At 30.4% G+C, this 21861-nt stretch carries 25 protein-coding genes and 1 other annotated feature (1 of these 26 only partly in view); of the genes, 1 reads left to right on the forward strand and 24 read right to left on the reverse strand.

The window, feature by feature from the left end; all coding sequences use genetic code 11:
• Window positions 1-39 (reverse strand) — a binding site (T-box leader); it reaches 136 nt to the left of the window's first position.
• A gap of 80 nt (window positions 40-119) precedes the next feature.
• The 24 genes from rbsK to CNEONATNEC86_RS15275 all read right to left on the reverse strand — a co-directional run bounded on the left by rbsK (window position 120) and on the right by CNEONATNEC86_RS15275 (window position 20943).
• Complete coding sequence (rbsK, locus tag CNEONATNEC86_RS15160) at window positions 120-1025, reverse strand: ribokinase (RefSeq protein WP_159136327.1); 906 nt, start codon at window positions 1023-1025, stop codon at window positions 120-122.
• Between the two features lie 82 nt (window positions 1026-1107).
• Window positions 1108-2136: an AI-2E family transporter gene (locus tag CNEONATNEC86_RS15165; RefSeq protein WP_058296025.1), complete on the reverse strand. Its 1029-nt coding sequence runs from the start codon at window positions 2134-2136 to the stop codon at window positions 1108-1110.
• Window positions 2117-2617 (reverse strand): PRC-barrel domain-containing protein, encoded by a 501-nt coding sequence (locus CNEONATNEC86_RS15170; RefSeq protein WP_058296026.1) that lies wholly within the window; start codon window positions 2615-2617, stop codon window positions 2117-2119. The genes CNEONATNEC86_RS15165 and CNEONATNEC86_RS15170 overlap by 20 nt, the downstream gene beginning before the upstream one ends.
• Before the next feature lie 129 nt (window positions 2618-2746).
• Window positions 2747-3829 (reverse strand): tRNA 2-thiouridine(34) synthase MnmA, encoded by a 1083-nt coding sequence (gene mnmA, locus CNEONATNEC86_RS15175; protein WP_083498839.1) that lies wholly within the window; start codon window positions 3827-3829, stop codon window positions 2747-2749.
• Between the two features lie 3 nt (window positions 3830-3832).
• Entirely contained in the window at window positions 3833-4267 is a 435-nt protein-coding gene (gene nifU / locus CNEONATNEC86_RS15180; protein ID WP_058296027.1) for a Fe-S cluster assembly scaffold protein NifU, read from the reverse strand.
• A gap of 1 nt (window position 4268) precedes the next feature.
• Window positions 4269-5450, reverse strand: coding sequence for a cysteine desulfurase NifS (gene nifS, locus CNEONATNEC86_RS15185; RefSeq protein ID WP_159136328.1), 1182 nt, complete (start codon window positions 5448-5450; stop codon window positions 4269-4271).
• A complete protein-coding gene (locus CNEONATNEC86_RS15190) occupies window positions 5447-5908 on the reverse strand; it encodes an RrF2 family transcriptional regulator (RefSeq protein WP_058296029.1) in 462 nt (153 codons plus the stop codon). Before CNEONATNEC86_RS15190 ends, nifS begins: the two co-directional genes overlap by 4 nt.
• 175 nt (window positions 5909-6083) lie before the next feature.
• Complete coding sequence (locus CNEONATNEC86_RS15195; RefSeq protein ID WP_159136329.1) at window positions 6084-7331, reverse strand: replication-associated recombination protein A; 1248 nt, start codon at window positions 7329-7331, stop codon at window positions 6084-6086.
• Window positions 7332-7506: 175 nt separating this feature from the next.
• Window positions 7507-8301, reverse strand: a complete 795-nt coding sequence (locus CNEONATNEC86_RS15200; protein ID WP_058296031.1) for an ABC transporter ATP-binding protein — start codon at window positions 8299-8301, stop codon at window positions 7507-7509.
• Window positions 8267-9184: an ABC transporter permease gene (locus CNEONATNEC86_RS15205; protein WP_058296032.1), complete on the reverse strand. Its 918-nt coding sequence runs from the start codon at window positions 9182-9184 to the stop codon at window positions 8267-8269. Before CNEONATNEC86_RS15205 ends, CNEONATNEC86_RS15200 begins: the two co-directional genes overlap by 35 nt.
• The gene (locus CNEONATNEC86_RS15210; RefSeq protein ID WP_058296033.1) at window positions 9184-10203 is read right to left on the reverse strand and encodes an ABC transporter substrate-binding protein; all 1020 of its coding nucleotides are present in this window, start codon (window positions 10201-10203) and stop codon (window positions 9184-9186) included. Before CNEONATNEC86_RS15210 ends, CNEONATNEC86_RS15205 begins: the two co-directional genes overlap by 1 nt.
• Window positions 10204-10454: 251 nt before the next feature.
• Window positions 10455-10868: a HutP family protein gene (locus tag CNEONATNEC86_RS15215; RefSeq protein ID WP_058296034.1), complete on the reverse strand. Its 414-nt coding sequence runs from the start codon at window positions 10866-10868 to the stop codon at window positions 10455-10457.
• A gap of 221 nt (window positions 10869-11089) precedes the next feature.
• Entirely contained in the window at window positions 11090-11908 is an 819-nt protein-coding gene (locus CNEONATNEC86_RS15220) for an acetyl-CoA carboxylase carboxyltransferase subunit alpha (RefSeq protein WP_159136330.1), read from the reverse strand.
• Complete coding sequence (accD, locus tag CNEONATNEC86_RS15225; protein WP_125148772.1) at window positions 11901-12776, reverse strand: acetyl-CoA carboxylase, carboxyltransferase subunit beta; 876 nt, start codon at window positions 12774-12776, stop codon at window positions 11901-11903. The genes CNEONATNEC86_RS15220 and accD overlap by 8 nt, the downstream gene beginning before the upstream one ends.
• The gene (locus tag CNEONATNEC86_RS15230; RefSeq protein WP_159136331.1) at window positions 12769-14121 is read right to left on the reverse strand and encodes an acetyl-CoA carboxylase biotin carboxylase subunit; all 1353 of its coding nucleotides are present in this window, start codon (window positions 14119-14121) and stop codon (window positions 12769-12771) included. The genes accD and CNEONATNEC86_RS15230 overlap by 8 nt, the downstream gene beginning before the upstream one ends.
• Window positions 14122-14130: 9 nt before the next feature.
• On the reverse strand, window positions 14131-14559 hold the full coding sequence (gene fabZ, locus CNEONATNEC86_RS15235) for a 3-hydroxyacyl-ACP dehydratase FabZ (RefSeq protein ID WP_159136332.1): 429 nt from the start codon (window positions 14557-14559) through the stop codon (window positions 14131-14133).
• Between the two features lie 3 nt (window positions 14560-14562).
• Window positions 14563-15063, reverse strand: a complete 501-nt coding sequence (gene accB, locus CNEONATNEC86_RS15240; protein WP_125148775.1) for an acetyl-CoA carboxylase biotin carboxyl carrier protein — start codon at window positions 15061-15063, stop codon at window positions 14563-14565.
• Window positions 15064-15081: 18 nt separating this feature from the next.
• Window positions 15082-16314: a beta-ketoacyl-ACP synthase II gene (fabF, locus tag CNEONATNEC86_RS15245; RefSeq protein ID WP_159116627.1), complete on the reverse strand. Its 1233-nt coding sequence runs from the start codon at window positions 16312-16314 to the stop codon at window positions 15082-15084.
• Window positions 16315-16331: 17 nt separating this feature from the next.
• Window positions 16332-17072 carry a 3-oxoacyl-[acyl-carrier-protein] reductase gene (gene fabG / locus CNEONATNEC86_RS15250; protein ID WP_058296041.1) on the reverse strand — a complete coding sequence of 247 codons (741 nt, stop codon included), beginning with the start codon at window positions 17070-17072 and terminating at the stop codon, window positions 16332-16334.
• A 71-nt stretch (window positions 17073-17143) separates the two neighbouring features.
• Complete coding sequence (gene fabD / locus CNEONATNEC86_RS15255) at window positions 17144-18088, reverse strand: ACP S-malonyltransferase (protein WP_159136333.1); 945 nt, start codon at window positions 18086-18088, stop codon at window positions 17144-17146.
• Window positions 18081-19022 carry an enoyl-[acyl-carrier-protein] reductase FabK gene (gene fabK / locus CNEONATNEC86_RS15260; protein ID WP_058296043.1) on the reverse strand — a complete coding sequence of 314 codons (942 nt, stop codon included), beginning with the start codon at window positions 19020-19022 and terminating at the stop codon, window positions 18081-18083. Before fabK ends, fabD begins: the two co-directional genes overlap by 8 nt.
• Before the next feature lie 163 nt (window positions 19023-19185).
• A complete protein-coding gene (locus CNEONATNEC86_RS15265) occupies window positions 19186-19407 on the reverse strand; it encodes an acyl carrier protein (protein WP_125148778.1) in 222 nt (73 codons plus the stop codon).
• Between the two features lie 93 nt (window positions 19408-19500).
• A complete protein-coding gene (locus tag CNEONATNEC86_RS15270; protein ID WP_125148779.1) occupies window positions 19501-20472 on the reverse strand; it encodes a beta-ketoacyl-ACP synthase III in 972 nt (323 codons plus the stop codon).
• A 21-nt stretch (window positions 20473-20493) separates the two neighbouring features.
• Window positions 20494-20943 carry a MarR family winged helix-turn-helix transcriptional regulator gene (locus tag CNEONATNEC86_RS15275; protein ID WP_058296046.1) on the reverse strand — a complete coding sequence of 150 codons (450 nt, stop codon included), beginning with the start codon at window positions 20941-20943 and terminating at the stop codon, window positions 20494-20496.
• Window positions 20944-21196: 253 nt separating this feature from the next.
• Here CNEONATNEC86_RS15275 and CNEONATNEC86_RS15280 point away from each other — a divergent pair, with 253 nt between their 5' ends.
• On the forward strand, window positions 21197-21823 hold the full coding sequence (locus CNEONATNEC86_RS15280) for a hypothetical protein (protein ID WP_058296047.1): 627 nt from the start codon (window positions 21197-21199) through the stop codon (window positions 21821-21823).
• The last annotated feature ends 38 nt before the right edge of the window (window positions 21824-21861 follow it).

The raw sequence follows: 21861 nt of genomic DNA on the forward strand, positions 1-21861 counted from the left end.
ACATATTATATATCTACTCATCCTAATCATTGCTTGATATTTTATTATTTCATCAAAATTATATTTCAAATACATAATTATGTCAATATACAACATTACTTTATCAATTCAAAAACCTTTTATTTATTATATTTTATTTCTAATATTTTATTCACTTCTTCTCTATATGGAAGAGATTTTTCAGCTCCTGATTTTGTAGTTGTTAAAGCACCAACTACATTAGAAAATTCCAAAGCTTCTTCAATACATTTTCCTTCACATATAGCCACTGCAAGAGCACCATTAAAAGAATCACCTGCTGCGGTAGTGTCTCTAGCTTTTACCTTTATGCTTTCTGACAGTATTTCTTTTTCATTTGATAAATAATAGCTTCCCTTTTCTCCAATTGTTACAATAACTTCTTTCACGCCAGACTCCAAAAGTTTTCTTGCACCTAATTTAAGATCATTCTCACCAGATATTATTACAAGCTCAGTTTCATTTGGCGTTATAATATCCACATTTCTTAATATATTATCACTTAAAATCTTTGCAGGTGCTGGATTTAAGATTACTTTTGTATTATGCTTTTTAGCTAGCTCTATTCCATACTCAACTGTTTCAATAGGAATTTCTAATTGAAAAATAACAAAATCTGCCTTTATAATTGCATCCTCATTCTTATCTATAATTTCTTTATTCACACATTTGTTTGCCCCACCATAAACTATAATAGTATTATTTCCATTATTGTCTACAGTAATCATTGCATTTCCAGTTTCAGTATTAACAATTTCAATTCTTGAAGTATCTATCCCCACTTCATTCATTCTATTAATTATTTTTCTTCCATTGTCATCATTTCCGACAGAACCAATCATAACAACATCTGCGCCTAATTTTCTTGCTGCAAAAGCTTGATTTGCTCCTTTTCCTCCAATGGAAGTTTTAAAATCAATCGCATGAATAGTTTCTCCCTTTTTAGGTAAATTATCTGTAGTAAGTACATAATCCATATTCATGCTTCCAATTACAACTATATTCATTCCTATCTCCCCTTTTATAAAATCATTAACTCTCCGAAATTATTATTCTATTTCAGTATAATTATTATATCTTTAATTATATTTAAAATAAATAATAATTTATGTCGTCATATATAACTTTTATTATAACAGCAATTGGAACCACCAGTATCATCCCCATAAAACCTCCAAATTTATCACCTATAAGAAGCAATATAATTATCATAAATGGATGCATATTAATACTATTTCCTGTTATTTGTGGTGACAATATATTTCCTTCTATTTGTTGAATAACTATCATAGCAAGCATTATATATAACCCTTTAATTGGAGAATCTATGAACGCTACAACAACAGCTGGAATTGCTCCAAATATTGGGCCAAAATATGGTATTATATTAAACGCAGCATTCAATAGCGATATCCACAATGGAAATTTAACTTTAAAAATTATTAAAATAAAAAAAGTTAATACACCAATTATCATACACAAAAAAAACTGCCCTACAATATATCTACTAAGTACTTTATCAATATCATATAGAATCTTCTTAATGACCGCCCTTCTATCTGACGGTAATATTAATAAAGCTTTATTAAATAAAGTTCTTCCATCTGATAAAAAATAATACATAATAACAGGAATAACTGCTAAAGAAATAACATTATTAGTTGTAGCTAATATATTATCTATAGCTATAGAAGAAAAGTCATTCAGCATATAATTTCCTTTTTCTATGATTCTATTATATATATTATTCAATATAGGCAAATCATTAAGGTTTAGTTTACTATATAGATTTTCTAATAAAGTACCTATACTATCTAAAATATTACTTATAGTGGATATTTCATTAAATAAGGTAGGAATAAAAATAATTATAATACTTACTACTACCATAAGTATCATAAATATAATCATCATAGATGCAATATTAGCTCCTACCTTTAATTTTTCTTCAATAATATCTCTAATAGGCATTAATACATATGATAAAATAAATGATATTATTATGATATTAATTATATTTTTTATGGAATCATTAAATAAATATAATAGAAATAAGCTCAAAAGAAGAAGAATTGCTAGAGATTTAATTAATAATATTTTATGCCTTTTTTTCAACATACCAGTTCTTCATATTATGAGGCATTATTTTAAATAAAATATTTTCTTCTTTTCTATATAAAATATATTCTTCTCCTAATATGCAATCATTTAATAAAAAGATTTGTTTACCTTTTATCATCTTATCTATCAATCCCGAGCTTACTATAATACCTCTTATGTCATAATTTTCGCTATCTATTATCAGGTCTTCTACCGTGCCTCTAATTTTCCCATTTAAATCAATGACTTCCATATCTTTAATTTCTTCAAAATACAAGCCTCTTTTTTCTTCAACTTCTTTTATAATTATACTTTCTCCTAAAGAGATAAAATCCTCTTTAGCCACATAATTTTTTTTAGAGAATATATTATTTGTAGAGACCTTAAAACCAACTAATTTAGCATTAAAAAAGTCTATACAGAGATCTTCAACTATACCAACCTTTTTACCATCAGTTTTATAAACTTTCTTTAAATAAAAATCCTTAGACCTAAGCATATATTTATCCTCCTATAAATTTATATTATAATTTTATAGTATATTGCCCATTTTATAGGAAAATAATTCTTAAAATTTCACTTTTTAGTATAAAAAAATAATAGCAACAGAAAATCCGTTGCTATTATTTTATAGTATCTTTTCAATTATTCCGCCACCAACTACAATATTACCATTATAGAAAACTACTGATTGGCCTTTAGTTATAGCCCTTTGTTTATCTTCAAAAGAAACTTTAACTTTCCCATTTTCTAATGGATATAAAACTGCCTTTGCCGCTTTTGCAGAATATCTTATTTTAGCTTCTACTTCTAATTTACCTTCCAATTTATCAAACGGAATAAAATTCACATCAGTTGCTAATAAATCAGTTTTAAAAATGTCTTCTTCAGATCCAATAACAACTTCATTAGTTCTAGCATTAATATCAGTAACAAATACTGGCCTTCCAAGAGAAAGCCCTAGTCCTTTTCTTTGGCCTATTGTATAGTATACAATTCCCTTATGTTTTCCTAAAACATTTCCGTTTTTATCAACAAAGTTTCCTGGCTTAACTCTTTTCGGTTCTACTTCAGAAATATACTTTCCATGATTATTATCTGAAATAAAGCATATTTCTTCACTATCTTTTTTGTTATGAACAGCCAGCCCTATTTCTTTAGCAATTTCTCTTATTTTTGTCTTTTCATATTCTCCACATGGCATTAAAGTGTGCGCTAATTGGTCTTGAGTAAAATTATATAATGCATATGTTTGATCTTTACGATCATCTTCTGATCTAATCAGCAAATATCTTCCATCATGCTCCTCTATTTTTGCATAATGACCAGTTGCAACATAATCAGCGCCTATTCCTCTTGCTTTTCTTAAAAGTTCATCAAACTTTAAATGCTTATTACACGCAATACAAGGATTAGGCGTATTACCATCTATGTACTCTTGAACAAAGTAATCAATTACTTTTTCTTTAAAGGAATCTCTAAAATTTAAAACATAAAAAGGAATGTCTAATTTATCGCATACCCTTCTTGCATCATCTACTGCAGAAAGAGAGCAACATCCACCTTCACGTTCCTCAAATTCTTTATCTTCTTGCCAAATTTGCATTGTTGCACCAATAACTTCATATCCTTGTTCTTTAAGAAGATAAGCAGCTACAGAGCTATCTACTCCGCCGCTCATACCGACAAGAACTTTTTTCTTACCACTCAAAACTTATTCCCCGTGAACCATGTTGTGTAGTTCATCATGGTCATGTTCTTTCATAGGTATTATCTCCAACCCATTTTTTTGTCTATAATCGTTTATAGCCTTATGAATAGCTTCTTCAGCAAGAACCGAGCAATGCATTTTTACTGGTGGAAGCCCATCTAAAGCTTCTGCAACTGCTTTATTTGATAATTCCCAAGCTTCATCTATAGTCTTACCTTTTATCATTTCTGTAGCCATTGATGATGACGCTATAGCAGAACCGCAGCCAAAAGTTTTGAATTTAACGTCCTTTATTATATTATCTTCAACCTTTAGATATATTTTCATTATATCTCCGCACTTAGCATTACCTACTTCTCCAACTCCATTTGCATCTTCTATTTCTCCAACGTTTCTTGGATTTTGGAAATGATCCATTACTTTATCTGTATATATCATTTTATTTTTCCCCTTTCTTAATAAAGTCTTCCCATAATGGCGACATATCTCTCAATCTTTGAATTATAGGTGGTAACACTTCAATTACATAATCAACATCTTCTTCTGTTGAATCTTCACCTAATGTTAATCTTAATGATCCATGTGCAAGTTCATGAGGAACACCTATTGATAATAAAACGTGTGATGGATCTAACGACCCCGATGTACATGCACTACCGCTTGATGCACATACACCCTTAAAATCTAATGATAATAAAATAGATTCACCTTCAATAAATTGGAATCTAACATTAACATTCCCAGGTAATCTTTTTTCCCCTCTTGGTCCATTTAATGTTGTATATGGTATTTTTAATAATCCATCTATTAATCTATCTCTAAGTTTAGTTAATTTTTCTGTATGTTCTTTTAAATTATTTTCTGCAATTTCCATTGCTTTGCCTATTCCAACAATAGAAGCTATATTTTCTGTTCCAGCTCTTCTATTTCTTTCTTGAGCTCCGCCATGAATTAAATTATCAATTCTAACACCTTTTCTAATATATAATGCACCTATTCCCTTAGGACCATACACTTTATGTCCTGCTAAAGATAATAAATCTATATTCATTTCTTTTACATCTATAGGAACATTACCTACAGCTTGAACTGCATCTGTATGGAAAAAAACTTTCTTTTCTCTACATATTTCTCCTATTTCTTTAATTGGCTGGATTGTTCCAATTTCATTGTTGGCAAACATAATTGAAACTAATATGGTTCTATCTGTTATTGCATTTCTTAATTCCTCTAAATTTATAAATCCTTCTTTGTCTACATCAAGATAAGTAACTTCATATCCAAACTTCTCTAAAAACTCACAGCTATGAAGTACTGCATGGTGTTCAATTTTAGTTGTTATTATATGATTTCCTTTTTTTCTATGTGCAGTTGCTATACCTTTTATAGCCCAGTTATCTGCTTCTGAACCTCCACCTGTAAAATATATTTCCTCTGGTAAACACTTTAGTGTGCTTGCAACTTGTTCCCTTGCTTTATCTATTGCTCTTTTTGTTTCTCTTGATATACCATAAAACGATGATGGATTACCAAACTTTTCTGTAAAATAAGGCATCATCTCTTCTAGTACTTCTGGCTTAACATATGTTGTTGCAGAATAATCCATATATACATTTCTCATATACTAAAATCGCTCCCATCTATAATTTGTATCCCATTTTTCTTTTCTTTTGCCTTCTCATAGTCATCTACTATATCTTGTAAAGTAATTGAATTTAAAACATCATCTATACTTTTCTTAACTTTAGCCCATACTGCTTTGGTTGTACAATCATTTTCACTGGCACAGCCTATCCCATCTATACAGTCAGCAACTTCTATAGGACCTTCTAAAACAGTCATAATATCACCAACCGTTATTTCTGACGGTGCCTTACATAATACATACCCTCCTTGAGCTCCTCTAATACTACGTATCAAGTTTGCACGTCTAAGTGGACTAAACAGTTGTTCTAAATAATATTCTGAAAGATTTTCCTTCTTTGAAATTGTCTTTATAGACATAGGGGTACCACCATAACTTAATGCTAACGCAACCATTGCTCTAACACCATATCTTCCTTTTGTTGATAATTTCATATAGCAACACTCTCCCCTTATCAGAATTTTAATTATATCTTATCAAAATACTCGGACTTTGTCAATTTATTTTCTTTTGAATATGGTATAAAAAACATAATATATAAAATCTTTAATAATCGATATTTATTATATCATTTTATTAAAGATTTTATAGACTCTTTTTATAATTTATCTAAATTCTTTTTATATTTTCCCAATATTTTTTTATACTGTTTTCATATTTATTATTCTGCTCTTCATAATATTTTTTATTCCTTAATTCCCTTGGTAAATATTCTTGTTTCACGTAATGATTTTCAAAATTATGTGGATATTTATATCCACCGACCCCTAAAGATGTTGCTCCAGAGTAATGAGCATCTTTTAAATGCATAGGAATATCACCGCAATTTGAATTTTCCAAATCACTTAAGGCTTTATCTATTGCCAAAATCGCACTATTAGATTTAGGTAATGTAGCTAAATATATAACCATTTCAGACAAAATTATTCTAGCTTCCGGAAAACCTGTCTTTAATGCTAGTTCTATTCCTGAATTTATTACTGTAAGTGCACTTGGTGTCGCCATCCCTATATCTTCTGCTGCTATAACAGCAATCCTTCTAACTATTGCACTTAAATCCCCAGCCTTTATGAGTCTTGCTAAATAATGAATTGCTGCATTAGGATCACTTCCTCTAATGCTTTTCTGGAGGGCACTTAATGAATTATAAAACTCATCTCCACTACTGTCTGCTCTCATACTGGATTGTTCTAACGTTTCTATATATTCAACAGTTATATTTCTTATATGTTTAATCTGTGAATTTATAGCCAATTCTAAAATATTGTATGATTTTCTATAATCACCTTGTGATATTTCGGCTATATATTTTAATGCTTCTTCGCTATAAGTTACTTTAATACCTTCCTTAATTAATTTTTCTAATGATTTTTTTAGTCCAATTACAATATCATCACTATCTAGCGGTTTAAATGAAAATATGTTACATCTACTTATGATAGCCTTATGTATAACAAAATAAGGATTTTCAGTTGTACTAGCTATTAATGTTATTCTTCCATCTTCAATAAATTCCAATAATGATTGCTGCTGTTTTTTATTAAAATGCTGAATTTCATCTATATAAAGAACAACGCCACTATAACTTAAAAGATTATCCATATTATTTGTTATATCTTGTATATCTTTTACACTTGCTGTTGTTGCATTTAATTTATAAAATTTCTTATCTACATAATTAGCCATTATATTGGCTAAAGTTGTTTTTCCTGTTCCTGGTGGGCCATAAAAAATACAATTACATATATTTTTACCTTCTATTAAATTATAAAGGGGTTTGCCCTTGCTTAATATTTGTTTTTGTCCTACAAAATCTTCTAATTTACTTGGCCTCATTAAATCTGCTAATGGTCTCATCAATACACCTCATTACGATATCAAATAACCTATAATTAAAATATTATCATAAAATCAAAATATATTACATATCTATAATAGTTCTGCTTTAAAGGAAAATTAATAATTGAATAGTAATTAATCCAAAAATAAAAAATCAGACAAGCATTTACTGCCATCTGATTTTTAATATAAATTATGCAAATAATGTTCTATCACTTAATTCATCTGTCACATTAGCTTTGTCAAAAAGAGCCATCAATTTGGAATTATCAAGCTTTTCTTTTTCTGAACCTTTAACATCAAATAATATTTTTCCCCTATGCATCATGAAAAGCCTGTTTCCATTTTCAAGGGCATGTTTTAAGTTATGTGTTACCATCATCGTTGTTATCCCACTATCTTTAACAATATGTCTTGTTATATCCATTATTTTTTCTGATGTTTTTGGATCTAATGCTGCTGTATGCTCATCAAGTAAAAGTAATTTAGGTTTAGACATAACTGCCATAAGTAATGTTAACGCCTGTCTTTGTCCTCCTGATAAAAGCAATACTTTATTGTATATTTTATCTTCTAACCCCAAATTCAATTCACTAACCATTTCTTTATAGTAATCTATTCTTTTTTTATTTATTCCAAAGCTTAAACCAAATGTTTTATTTTTATTATCAGCTAAAGCCATATTTTCTAATATGGTCATATTAGGTGCAACTCCCATTGATGGGTCTTGAAAAACTCTTCCAATATCTTTACAACGAATATATTCTGCTTTATTTATAACCTCAGTTCCATCTAATAATATAGATCCCGAATCTGCTTCTATAGTTCCTGATATCATGTTTAATAAAGTCGATTTTCCAGCACCATTTGAACCTATTATGCTGATGAAGTCTCCTTTATCAACCTCTAAGCTTAACTTGTCAAAAACTCTATTTTCATTTATTGTATTTGGATTAAATACCTTGGACAGTTGTGTTACTTTTAGCATCTTCTCCTGCACCACCTTCTATAATTATTTTCTTCTTAAACTTAAATACTCCATTATTAGAACATAGTGCTATAACTACAATTATAGCTGTCATTAACTTCAAGTCATTTGCAGTCAATCCAATAAATCCTCCGTATTTTAATACAAGTGCTATTGCACATTTATAAATAACTGCTCCTAAAATAGATAATGTGGTTGCTTTAATAAACGAAAATCTCTCAAATAACGAACTTCCAATTATTACGGCTGCAAGTCCCATTACAACTGTTCCAGTTCCCATTCCAACGTCACTAAATCCATTATATTGAGCTGTCAATGCTCCTGCCATAGCGGCAAGTCCATTACTTATGGTAAGTCCTAAAACTTTAACTAAATTTTTATTCACTCCAATAGAAGATACAACTTGCTCATTATCACCAACTGCTCTAAGTAAAAATCCTGATTTTGTTTTTAAATATAAATCTAATATTATTTTTACAATAATAAGTACAATTAAGATTATTATGATTTTAGGAATTTTCAAATCAAATATCTTATCAACACTGAACAAAGGTATATTAGCTTTATTTGACATAATTCTTAAATTTACTGAGTACAGTGCTATCATCATAAGTATTCCGGCCATTAAGTTATCTATTTTTAATTTAACATGTAAAAATCCTGTTATTGATCCAGCAATGGCACCACCAATAGCTGCAGCAACAATTGTTACTATTGGATTAATTCCTTTTACAATAAGTGCTGCTGAAATAGCAGCACCCATAGGAAATGTTCCATCTACAGACATATCTGGAAAGTCTAATATCTTATATGTTATATAAACAGCAATGGCAACAATTGAAAATAGCAGTCCTTGTTCTAAAACATTAATTAAGACTCCCACTATTTAACGCCTCCAGTTACTTTTTTTGCATCTTTTAATATATCATCTGGAATTGTAATTCCTAATTTTTCTGCAACATCAGTATTTATAGTAAATGACATTTCACTTAATGTTGTAATCTCAATATCTGATGGCTTTTTGCCTTCTAATATTTCTACTGCTTTATACCCTGCTTCTTGTCCTAATTTATAATAATCAATACCTATAGATGCTAGTCCACCTTTATCTACAACTGCTTCTTCAGCACCTATTATTGGTACGTTATTTTCAACGCATAAATTACCAACCAAAGCATATCCTGATGCTACAGTATTATCAGTTGGTGTATATAATACATCAATATCACCTAAAGCACTTGATAAATTTTGGTTTATTTCATTAACATTTGTTACTCCAATTTCTTTTACACTTAACCCTTTAGCTTCAGCAGCCTTTTTTAATTCATCTACTTGAATCACTGAATTAGCTTCTGATGTATTATAAATTACACCTAATGTTTTTGCATCTGGGATTAATTTTTTTAATAAATCTATTTGCTGATCTACTGGAACTTTATCAGAAGTACCAGTAACATTTGTCCCAGAGCTCTTCCAATCATTTGCTATTTTAGCTGCAACAGGATCAGTTACCGCTGTGAAAACTATTGGAATGTCTTTAGTTGAATTGTATGCTGCTTGTGCTGCTGGTGTTGCAATTGCAAAGATTAAATCCTTTTTTGCATCAGTAAACTGACTGCAGATTGTCTGTGCATTAGCTTGTTCACCTTGGGCATTTTGTTGCTCTATTGTGATATTCTTTCCTTCTTCATATCCCTTTTCTTTTAACGCATCTACAAATCCTTTATTTGCTGAATCCAAAGCATCATGCTGAACTAGTTGAACAATTCCTATATTTTTCTTTGCTTCATTATTTCCTGCGGATTGTCCGCTATTATCTGCTGTGCTATTTCCACATCCAATCAGGCCTGTACCCATTAATAGCATGCCTAATATCATAGCTATTTTTCTTTTTCCTACCATAATTCTATCCTCCTGTTTCTACTTATCACCTTTATGCCTTCAGTACTACAATAAACTACATTATTAATTTTGTGTTTATTTTTATGTTATATTCTTAACATAAAGCATTATAATTTAAAAATATTTTAATTAATAATATCATAAATTAGTATATTTGTAAAGTTGACCATTGAATCGCTGTATATTCTTTAATATTTATGTAATAAAATTATATTTTTATTTTTTAATACTTTATTTAGTACAAATATCAATTATAACGGTAATGATCTATGACCTATTCCAATTACTACTTCATCTAAATGTAATAAACCTATATTTAAAAATATACAAACAGATATATGTTCTCCACCTCTTGCAATTCCTATTTTCCCTCCAATATTTTGGTTACTTGCTCTATTATAAATCTGCATTATTGCATCTCTTGTTGCTCCTATAACTGCCCCCTCATGCAGATGTTCTTCTCTTATTAAATTATTTCTTTTAGCAGCAACTAATGCACTTTCTAATATCTTTCCTATTGATGTATTTATATTTCCTCCAATATTAACAGCAGTTACTTGTATATTTTCATTCTTATATAATCTCTTTAGCTCTTCCTCTTCTTTTCTATCACATATTGCCATCCTTGTTGCTATCTTAGCTATTTTAGTACTATTGCTTTCCATTACACTTACTCCTTCTATAATTAATTAGATACAATCAAATTATATAACATAACACAATTTATTGTTAGTTCTTTAGTTAATCTTATAATTTCTTTGTTTTAAGATTACAGCTTAGATTCTCTAAAATTTTATTATTTATATAGTTCATTTATTTTTAATACTACTTTATAAAATAAAAGACTGAGAAGTCTAAAATCTAACTTCTCAGTCTTAAATGGATACTAATAAAAATTTCCCATCTTTCTAAATTTATCATATCTATTTTGGATTAGAACATCTAAATCAATATCTTTTATATCACTAAGCCAATTTAATATTTCATCTTTAATGCTTTCAGCAGCCTTTTCAGAATTCTTATGTGCTCCGCCTCTTGACTCTTTTATAATATCATCTATAATACCAAATTCTTTTAAATCTTTAGCTGTAATTTTCATAACCTCAGCAGCTTCTTTTACTCTAGTAGAATCTTTCCATAAAATTGATGCAAATCCTTCTGGTGAAAGAATTGAATAAATAGCATTTTCCATCATAAGAATTTTATCTGCCACTGCTAAGGCTAGTGCTCCACCACTTCCACCTTCACCTGCTAATATTGAAAGTATTGGTGTTTTTAACTTGCTCAGTTCAAAAAGATTTTTAGCAATAGCTTCTCCTTGACCTCTCTCTTCTGCACCCTTTCCTGGAAATGCCCCCGGAGTATCAACAAAACATATTACTGGTCTCTTAAATTTCTCAGCTTGTTTCATAAGCCTTAATGCCTTTCTATATCCTTCTGGACTTGGCATGCCAAAATTTCTCTCTATATTTTCACTTGTATTAGACCCTTTTGATATAGCTATAATAGTAACAGGTAGATTGTTTATTGAAGCTATGCCACCAACTATAGCTTTATCATCTCCAAAATTTCTATCACCATGAAACTCAATAAAATCTTTAAATATTTCATTTATATAAAATTTTCCAGTAGGTCTATCTTTATGCCTGGCTATTTCAACCTTTTCCCAAGCACTTAAATTTCCTTTTATAAAGTCTTTATTCATAACTTCTCACTCCATGTAAAACAAGAATCTTATATATGCATGTTCTCATATGCGTTCTTGGAACAATAGCATCAATAAATCCTTTTTTTAATAAGAATTCTGCACTTTGGAAATCATCTGGAAGGCTCTCATTTATAGTATTTTCAACTACTCTTCTTCCTGCAAATCCAACCAATGCTCCTGGCTCACTTAAGATTATATCACCCTCCATAGCAAAGCTTGCAGTTACTCCTCCTGTAGTTGGATCTGTAAGGACTGTTATATAAAGAAGTCCTGCTTCATCAAACTTTGCAAGTGCTGCACTTACTTTTGCCATTTGCATAAGTGAAAATATGCCTTCTTGCATTCTCGCTCCACCAGATGTTGTAAATATAACTAATGGCAATTTAGCGTCTATAGCATATTCTATTAATCTAGTTAATTTTTCTCCTACAACTGTTCCCATACTTCCCATCATGAAGAAGCTATCCATAACAGCACAGGCAACCTCTATGCCATTTAATTTTCCTATGCCAGTAACTACTGCTTCATTGCTGCTTGTGGATTTCTTGCTCTTCTTAAGCTTTTCTTCATATCCATCAAACTCTAATGGATTTGTAGTTTTAAAGTCCTTATATAGCTCATTAAATGTATCCTTATCTAAAAACATTTTTATTCTTTCTTTAGCTGTAAGCCTAAAATGATAACCACATGATGTACATACAAATTTATTATTTTCCAGATCATCATGATACATCATAGTATTACACTTTTCACATTTATTCCACATACCTGAAGGAATATTCGGTTTTTCTTCTGTTTCAGCTTTCTTTAAAACAGAAGGATTAACAGTTGCATATTGTCTTTTACTAAATAAATCCTTAAGCATCCTTCTTCACCATCATTTCTGATAAAAATGTTGTATCATAATCGCCTTCTAAAAATTCTTTAGTTTGAAGTATTGAAAGATCAAAATCAATGTTAGTTTTTACTCCACCTACAGCAAATTCAGATAATGCTCTATTCATCTTTACAATTGCTTCTTCTCTAGTATTTCCAAATGAAATTACTTTAGCTATCATTGAATCATAACAATGAGGAATCTTATATCCAGCAAAAATTGCACTATCAATTCTTACCCCCATTCCGCCTGGAACACAAAGTTCTTCAATCACTCCTGGGCAAGGTCTAAAATCATGTTCTGGATCTTCAGCATTAACTCTACATTCAATGGCATGGCCTTTAATTTTAATATCATCTTGAGTAAATCTAAGCTTTTCACCAGAAGCTATTCTTAATTGTTCTTTAACTAAATCTATGCCTGTAATCATTTCAGTAATTGGGTGCTCAACCTGTATTCTTGTATTCATCTCCATGAAATAGAAGTTATTATCTTTATCAAATAGAAATTCTATTGTTCCTGCATTTTTATAATCAACTGCAAGAGCTGCTCTCTTAGCAATTTCCCCCATCTTAGTTCTAAGTTCTTCATTTAATACATTAGATGGAGCCTCTTCTAATACTTTTTGATTCTTCCTTTGCATAGAACATTCTCTTTCACCTAGATGTACTATATTTCCATACTCATCAGCTAATATTTGAAATTCAATATGCTTTGGTTTTTGAATAAACTTTTCTATATATAATGTATCATCACCAAAACATGCTTTAGCTTCTGCTTTAGCAGTTTTATATCCCATAAGAAATTCTTCTTCATTATAAGCAATTCTTATACCTTTTCCGCCACCACCAGCAGCAGCTTTTATCATTATAGGATATCCAATATTTTCTGCTATTTCAAGTGCATGCTTCTCATCTCTTATTTCGCCTTCATAACCTGGAACAACTGGAACATCTGAAAGCTTCATTATTTCTCTTGCTTTTGCCTTATTTCCCATATATTCAATTGTTTCATAATCAGGACCTATGAATTTTATATTACACTCTCTACACATCTTTGCAAACTTTGGATTTTCAGATAAAAATCCAAAACCTGGATGTATAGCTTCTGCACCACTTAAAACACAAGCACTTAAAATGTTTGCCATATTCAAATAGCTATCTTTAGGCATCGCTGGACCAATGCATACAGCCTCATCAGCTAATTGAGTATGAAGTGCTTCCTTATCTATTTCAGAATAAACAGCTACTGTTCTTATGCCCATTTCTCTGCAAGCTCTTATTATTCTAACAGCTATTTCTCCCCTGTTTGCAATTAGCACTTTTTTAAACATAACATCACCTTATCCTATAGCAAATAGTATTTCTGCTTCACAAACTGTTTTACCATCTACACTTGCAATTCCTTTACCAATTCCTATAGGTCCTTTAATTTTCACTATTTCACAATATAAATCCAATCTATCACCTGGAACTACTTTATTTTTAAATCTAACTTTATTAGTTCCAGCAAATAACGGTGTTTTTCCTTTAAATTTTTCCATAGAAAGAATTGCAACAGCACCTGCTTGAGCCAATGCTTCTATTTGAAGAACACCTGGCATAATTGGTTCTTCTGGATAGTGGCCTTGGAAAAATGCTTCATTAGCTGAAATGTTTTTATATCCTTTAACATACATTTTTTCTTCTATATCCATTTCAAGTACTCTGTCTATTAATAACATAGGATATCTATGAGGTAAAATCTCCTTTATTTCCTTTATATTCATCATAGGTTATTCCCCCTTTATTTTAAATAACGGTTGACCGTACTCTACCATGTCACCTTCATTTACTAGACATTTTACGATTGTTCCATCATATTCACTTTCTATTTCATTCATTAACTTCATTGCTTCAATTATGCATAAAACTTTGCCCTTAGAAATTTTATCTCCAGCGCTTACAAATGTTTCACTGTCAGGAGATGGCTTTGAATAAAATGTTCCAACCATTGGTGAAGTTATAACAATAGTATCATCGTCATCACTATTTTCTTCTGAATTTATATTACTTTCATTTTTTGCTACGCTTTCATTTTTGCCTACTATATTTTCTGCAATATTTTGTACAGTAGGTACACTATTTGTAGCACTACTTTGGGCAGAATTCTCACTTACATTTCTATTTAAAGATTTATCCATTTTTATATGTTCACTTTGTGTATTAATTTCAAAAAAAGCTAATTCTGATGAATCAACAAGTTTTATAAGCTCTTTAATTTGCTCAAAATCCATGGTATCCCTCCTAAAAGTCTACTTCCACTTCTTTAAAAGTAAAGTTGCATTATGACCACCAAATCCTAATGAATTTGTTAATGCATATTCTACTTTTTCTTTTCTACCTACATTAGGTACATAATCTAAATCTAATTCCTCATCTGGAGTTTCATATCCTATTGTTGGAGGTATGAAATCCTCTTGAACAGCTTTTGCACAAACTATTGTTTCAATTGCACCTGCTGCTCCAAGTAAATGTCCAGTCATTGACTTTGTTGATGATATTGCAACCTTTGTCTCATCTCCAAACACTGTCTTTATGGCAGCTGTTTCAAATTTATCATTTAATGCTGTTGATGTACCATGTGCATTTATATATGAAACATCTTCTGGTTTAATTCCAGCTTCATCTATAGCTTGCTTCATAGCTTTTGCAGCACCGCTTCCATCTGGAGCTGGTGATGTAATATGATAAGCATCACAAGTTGTTCCATATCCAACAAGTTCTGCTATAATATTAGCGCCTCTAGCCTGTGCATGTTCTAATGACTCTAGAACTACAACACCTGCACCTTCTCCCATAACAAATCCGCTTCTATTTTTATCAAATGGAATAGATGCTTTTTCAGGATTATTACTTGTATTTAGCGCTTTCATTCCATTAAATCCACCAACACCGATCCTTGTAATTGGAGCTTCTGCACCACCTGCGAGCATTACATTTTCATATCCATGTTTAATTAATCTATATGCATCACCTATACTATTTGTACCTGTTGCACATGCAGTAACAACAGCTGTACATGTACCTCTTAGTCCGTATTTAATAGCAACATTTCCTGCTACCAGATTTGAAATAGCCATTGGTATAAAGAATGGCGACACTCGTTTTGAAGCGCCTGTATAAAGCTTTGTTCCTTCCGCTTCAATTGTTCCAAGACCACCAATTCCGGATCCTATTATTACACCAATCTTATCTAGATCTTCTTTTTCTAAATCCAAGCCTGAATTCTTTATTGCTTCATCAGCTGCATATAATCCAAATTGTTCAGCTCTATCAAGTCTTTTAGTCTCTTTTTTACTTATTATAGGTTCTGGATTAAAATCCTTAACTTCACCAGCTATTTTTACATCTATTAAATCATTATCTAATAATTTTATAAAGTCTATTCCTAGTTTTCCTTCTTTTGCATTGCTCCAAAATTCATTAACGTTGTTTCCAATAGGAGTCACAGCTCCCATTCCCGTAATAACGACTCTTCTATCCATACTAAAAACCTTCCTTACTACATTAACATTCCGCCATCGACTTGAATAACTTGACCTGTTATATAATCTGAAGCTCCACTTGCTAAAAAAGCTACACATTCAGCTACATCTTCAGCTTTTCCAAATCTCTTAAGTGGAATATTTTTTTCTGCTTCTTCTTTAACCTTGTCACCTAAAGTATTTGTCATGTCTGTTTCTATAAATCCTGGTGCTACTGCATTTACATTTACACCTCTAGAGCCTAACTCTTTAGCTAAAGATTTTGTCATTCCAATTATTCCTGCTTTTGATGCTGAATAATTAACTTGACCTGCATTTCCTGCAATCCCTACAACTGAAGAAATACTTATTATCTTTCCTTGTTTTTGTCTAACCATAACAGGAGTTATTGCTTTCATGCAGTTAAATACACCTTTTAAGTTTACATCTATAACACTATCAAAATCTTCTTCTTTCATTCTTAAAATTAAAGTATCTTTTGTTATACCTGCATTATTAACCATTATATCTACAGACCCAAATTTTTCTTTAGCAGCCTTTACAAGTTCTTCAACTTCATCAAGCTTTGAAATATCTGCTTTTACTGTTAATACTTCAACACCTAATTCTTTTATTTCATTTGCAACTTCTGCTGCTTCCTTTTCACTACTTCTATAATTTAGAACTATGTTCGCACCAAGAGATGCTAACTTTAAAGCTATTGCTTTTCCTATTCCTTTAGCCGCTCCTGTAACTATAGCACATTTACCTTTCAACATAATACCTCCTTGTTTCCTTATACTTTTATTAGATATATTCTATTCTCACTTAAATATTTATCCCATAGCATTTACTTCATATTTTTTATTGTATCAACAGTAACATTTAAGGATGCAACATCTTCTACATTTAGAAGATTCATATTTTTATTTATCTTTTTAACAAATCCTCTCAATGCTTTTCCTGGACCTACTTCAATAAAAGTATCTACACCATTATCTATCATATGATTTATGGTTTTATCAAAAAGTACAGAACTTCTTATATGTCTTTTTAATAATTCTTTAACATCATCATCATTTGTATAAGGCTCACCTTTAACATTTGAATAAACAGTTTTGTTAAATTCTTTTATTGTTGCAGTTTTTATTGTATTATAAAATTCTTCACTTGCTTCTGTAAGCAATGAGCTATGAAATGGACCACTTACCTTTAAAGGTATTCCAAGTCCACCTAATTCCTTTGCAATCTTAACAGCTTCTTCTACAGCTCTATTTTCTCCTGATACAGAAACTTGACCTGGACAATTGAAGTTAGCACCTTCTATAACTCCAAATTCTCCTGCCCTTTCTAATAATTCACTAAACTTTTCATCATCAAGCTTTAGTATTGCCGCCATTTTGCCAAGGCCTTCTGGAAGTGCGCTTCCCATTATTCTTCCTCTTTCTTTTATAAGTAGAAGACCATCTTCAAGAGATAATGCGCCACCATAAATTAATGCAGCATATTCGCCTAAGCTAAGTCCAGCACAATAATCTGCATGTATATTGTTAATCTCTAAAGCCTTTAGTGCCATAAGTGATGCAACTAATATAGTTGGCTGTGCATTTTCTGTTGCAGTTAAAACTTCTTCAGGTCCTTCAAACATCATTTTCTTTAAAGGCATCTTTAAAATATCTTCACTACACTCTAAAATCAATTTACATTCTGGTATATTATCATAGAGATCTTTTGCCATTCCAATAGTTTGAACTCCTTGACCTGGAAAAAGAAAAGCTATCCTATTACTATTCATTTTTACCCCCAAAAAGTTTGAATCTTTCATTTGCTTCTTTAAACATTTCTTCAATTATTTCTTTGCAAGTTTGTTCTTTATTAACAAGCCCTGCAATTTGACCACACATAAGTGATCCATTTTCAACGTCACCTTCAACTACTGCTTTAGCTAAGCATCCTATTCCTATCTTTTCAATTTCTTCGACACTAGCTCCCTCTTTTTCTAACTTCAAATAAGTTCTTGAAAGCTTATTTCTTAAAACTCTTACTGGATGTCCTGTTGACCTTCCTGTTACTTCAGTATCAATATCCTTTGCTTTTAATACTTTATCCTTATAATTTTGATGTATATTACATTCTTTTGCCACCAAAAATCTAGTACCAACTTGAATACCTTCAGCGCCTAACATAAAAGCAGCTGCAATACCTCTTCCATCACCAATACCGCCAGCTCCTATTACTGGAATACTAACTGCATCTGCAACTTGTGGAATTAAAGTCATTGTTGTTAATTGCCCTACATGGCCACCTGATTCAGTACCTTCTGCCACAATTGCATGAGCTCCTGATTTTTCCATTCTTTTAGCTAGCGCTACAGATGCAACTACTGGTATAACTTTAATGTCATGCTCTTTCCATTTATCCATATACTTCCCCGGGCTTCCTGCTCCAGTTGTTACTACTTTTACGCCCTCTTCACATACTAATTCTGCAATCTCATCAACATTTTCCATTTGAAGCATCAAGTTTACTGCAAATGGTTTATCTGTTAATTCTTTTGCTTTTCTAATTTGCTCCCTAACCCATTCAGTTGGAGCTGCGCCAGTGATTATTCCAAGTCCACCTGCATTACTTACTGCTGCTGCTAATGATGCATCTGCAATTCTTGCCATAGCTCCTTGGAATAATGGATATTTAATACCTAATAATTCACAAACTCTATTTTCTTTCACAAAAATTTCCTCCCACAATTGAAATGTAAAATAATATTTCAATGTAATATTTAACTACCATCCCAAATAAACTCTTAAAAAACATATTATAACCAATTTTACTATTACATCGTCTTATTATCAATTGTACTAATTAAAAATTAAAAATAAATTCATATAATTCCTACTTTGCCTTTTGCTCTACATAATCAACTACATCTTTAACATTCTTTAAGCCTTCAACATCTTCGACTTGTATATTATATTTTTCTTCTAATTCAATTACTATTTGGAATAAATCTAAAGAATCTGCTTGCAAGTCTTCAAATGTAGTTTCTAAAGATACTTCATTCTTTTCAATTCCTAGTTGTTCACAAATAACTTCTCTAATTTCTTCAAATAACATATATATTCCCTCCATGAAATATTTCTTTTCATATTCAATGTAATTTTAATATTTTAGATTTATTTATTTTATTACTTTCAAATTTCTTATTTACTAGAATTCCACTAATGTAGCTGCATGAGTTAGTCCACCACCAAATGCAACTAAAATAATCTTATCGCCTTCATTTATAAGACCTTCTTCCATCATTTCATTAAGAGCTAAAGGTACTGATGCTGATGATGTATTTCCGTATCTATCTAAATTAATATAAAATTTTTCTGTTTCAACATTTAGTTTCTTTGCTGCAGAATTTATTATCCTATAGTTTGCTTGGTGCGGAACTATATATTTAATATCATCCAATGTTAAATTAGAATCTTTCAATATTTCTGTAACACCATCTGCTATTGCTGTTGTTGCAAATTTAAAAACTTCTCTTCCATTCATTTTTATTACTCTATCTTTTTCTTTATTTTCTTTTGCAAATGGTGTTTTAAAGTCTGCTGCTTCTATTGTTAATGCTTCTCCTCTTGAGCCATCTGATCTTAAATATGATTTAATAATACCGCCTTTTTCACACCTTGTTAAAACAGCTGCGCCTCCACCATCACCAAACAATATACACGTTCCTCTATCAGTCCAATCCATTAACTTTGAAAGTGTTTCTGATCCAATTACTAAAGCATTTTTATAATTCATAGATTTCATCATACTATTAGCAATTTCAAGACCATATAAAAAACCTGAACATGCAACATTTATATCGAAACATGCTGCTTTATGTGCATTTAATTTGCTTTGAACTAGACATGCAACAGATGGTATAAAATTATCTGGAGATATTGTTGCAACAATTATAAGTTCTAAGTCTTCTGATTTTATATTTGCTCTGTCCAAAGCAATCATAGCTGATTTTACCGCAAAATCAGAAGTATCTTCTCCTTCAGATATTCTTCTTTCTTTTATACCTGTTCTTTCTTGTATCCATTCGTCATTAGTTTCAACAAGTTTACTAATATCATCATTTGTAACAACTAAAGATGGTGAATATGCCCCAATCCCGGCAATTTTTATATTATTCATAACGTTCTCCTCTATTACTAATTAAGCCAATTCATATTTTTCCTTAAAGAATTTATTTATTTTATCTAATGAAGAAATTAAAACTTCTTCTTCTTCTTCACTTAATCCATCAATGGCTGTATTTACCATGTCATGATGAAATTTTTCATGTATTCTATATGCAAGCTTACCTTTCTTTGTAAGTTTAACTAATACAACCCTTCTATCTTCTTCTATTCTCTTTCTCTCAACATATTCTTTTTTTATTAATTTGTTGATGGCAGTTGTTAAAGTTCCAACCGTTATTTTTAAGATTTGAGCTACTTCAGACATACTCTTTTCAGCATACATGCCTATTGCTTCAATTGTATGTATTTCTGTTATTGAAAGATCTGAAATGATTCCTTCTTTTAAACTCTTTTCTTCAATCTGCAAAATATCATTAAATAATTGAACCAACAATTCATTAATTGTTATTGTTGATTTATTCATCTATGTGCTACCTCCAATTTCCTATAAAAACATAATTAATAATATCTATTAGTCTTTTACTAAAACCATTTAACATTTTGAATTCTTAGATCATTAAATAGTTTGACAATCAAAATATACTATAATCAAAATAAATTGTCAATGACCTCCCTCTTCATCTAAAACATAATAAATCCTTTTAATTCAACACCTTATATGTTATAATTAGTTAAAATATCTACTAAAATGTCGTATATATAGGAGGTTAATTATAATGACAAAAAAATTAATTATTGCTACAGTTTTAATATTAAGTGTTACTTTAGTTTCTTGTAAATCTAAATCGAATACAGACGAAATTAATAAAAATAACACTAAACCTACTGTAGAAGACAACTCAGATAATAATTCTTCTGATAATTCTAAAGACGATAATAAAGATAACAAAACAGACGATAATAAAAATACTGATAATACTGAAAATCCATCAAATAAAGAAGAACTTTCTATTTATACTATAGATGATAATACATTAGAGCCAAATGAGTCTTCTAAAATAGAATTATCTACAGATTCTTCATTAGAAGATAAAGTGCAACAATTGTCAAATACTGTTTCAAAAAATTTCTTCGACAATCTACCTATAAAAGTAAAATCTATAGATACAATTGATGGTAAAAAAATTGCTACTATAAACTTACTTGATGATAACAATAATAAGTGGATCAATAAATTCCAAGGTTCAACTGGTGGACAAATAACTTCAAATACATTAATTGAAAATTTCCTACAAGTTTCTTATAAAGGAGAATGGATTGATGGTGTTAAATTCCTATATAATGATGAGCCTATAGAATATGATCATGTATATGAATTATCTGAAACAAAATATAGAAACTAAAATATAGAAAAAGGACGTTTGGAAGATTTTAATCTTAC

It is taken from the genome of Clostridium neonatale (genome assembly GCF_900465025.1).
Classification (GTDB): domain Bacteria; phylum Bacillota; class Clostridia; order Clostridiales; family Clostridiaceae; genus Clostridium; species Clostridium neonatale.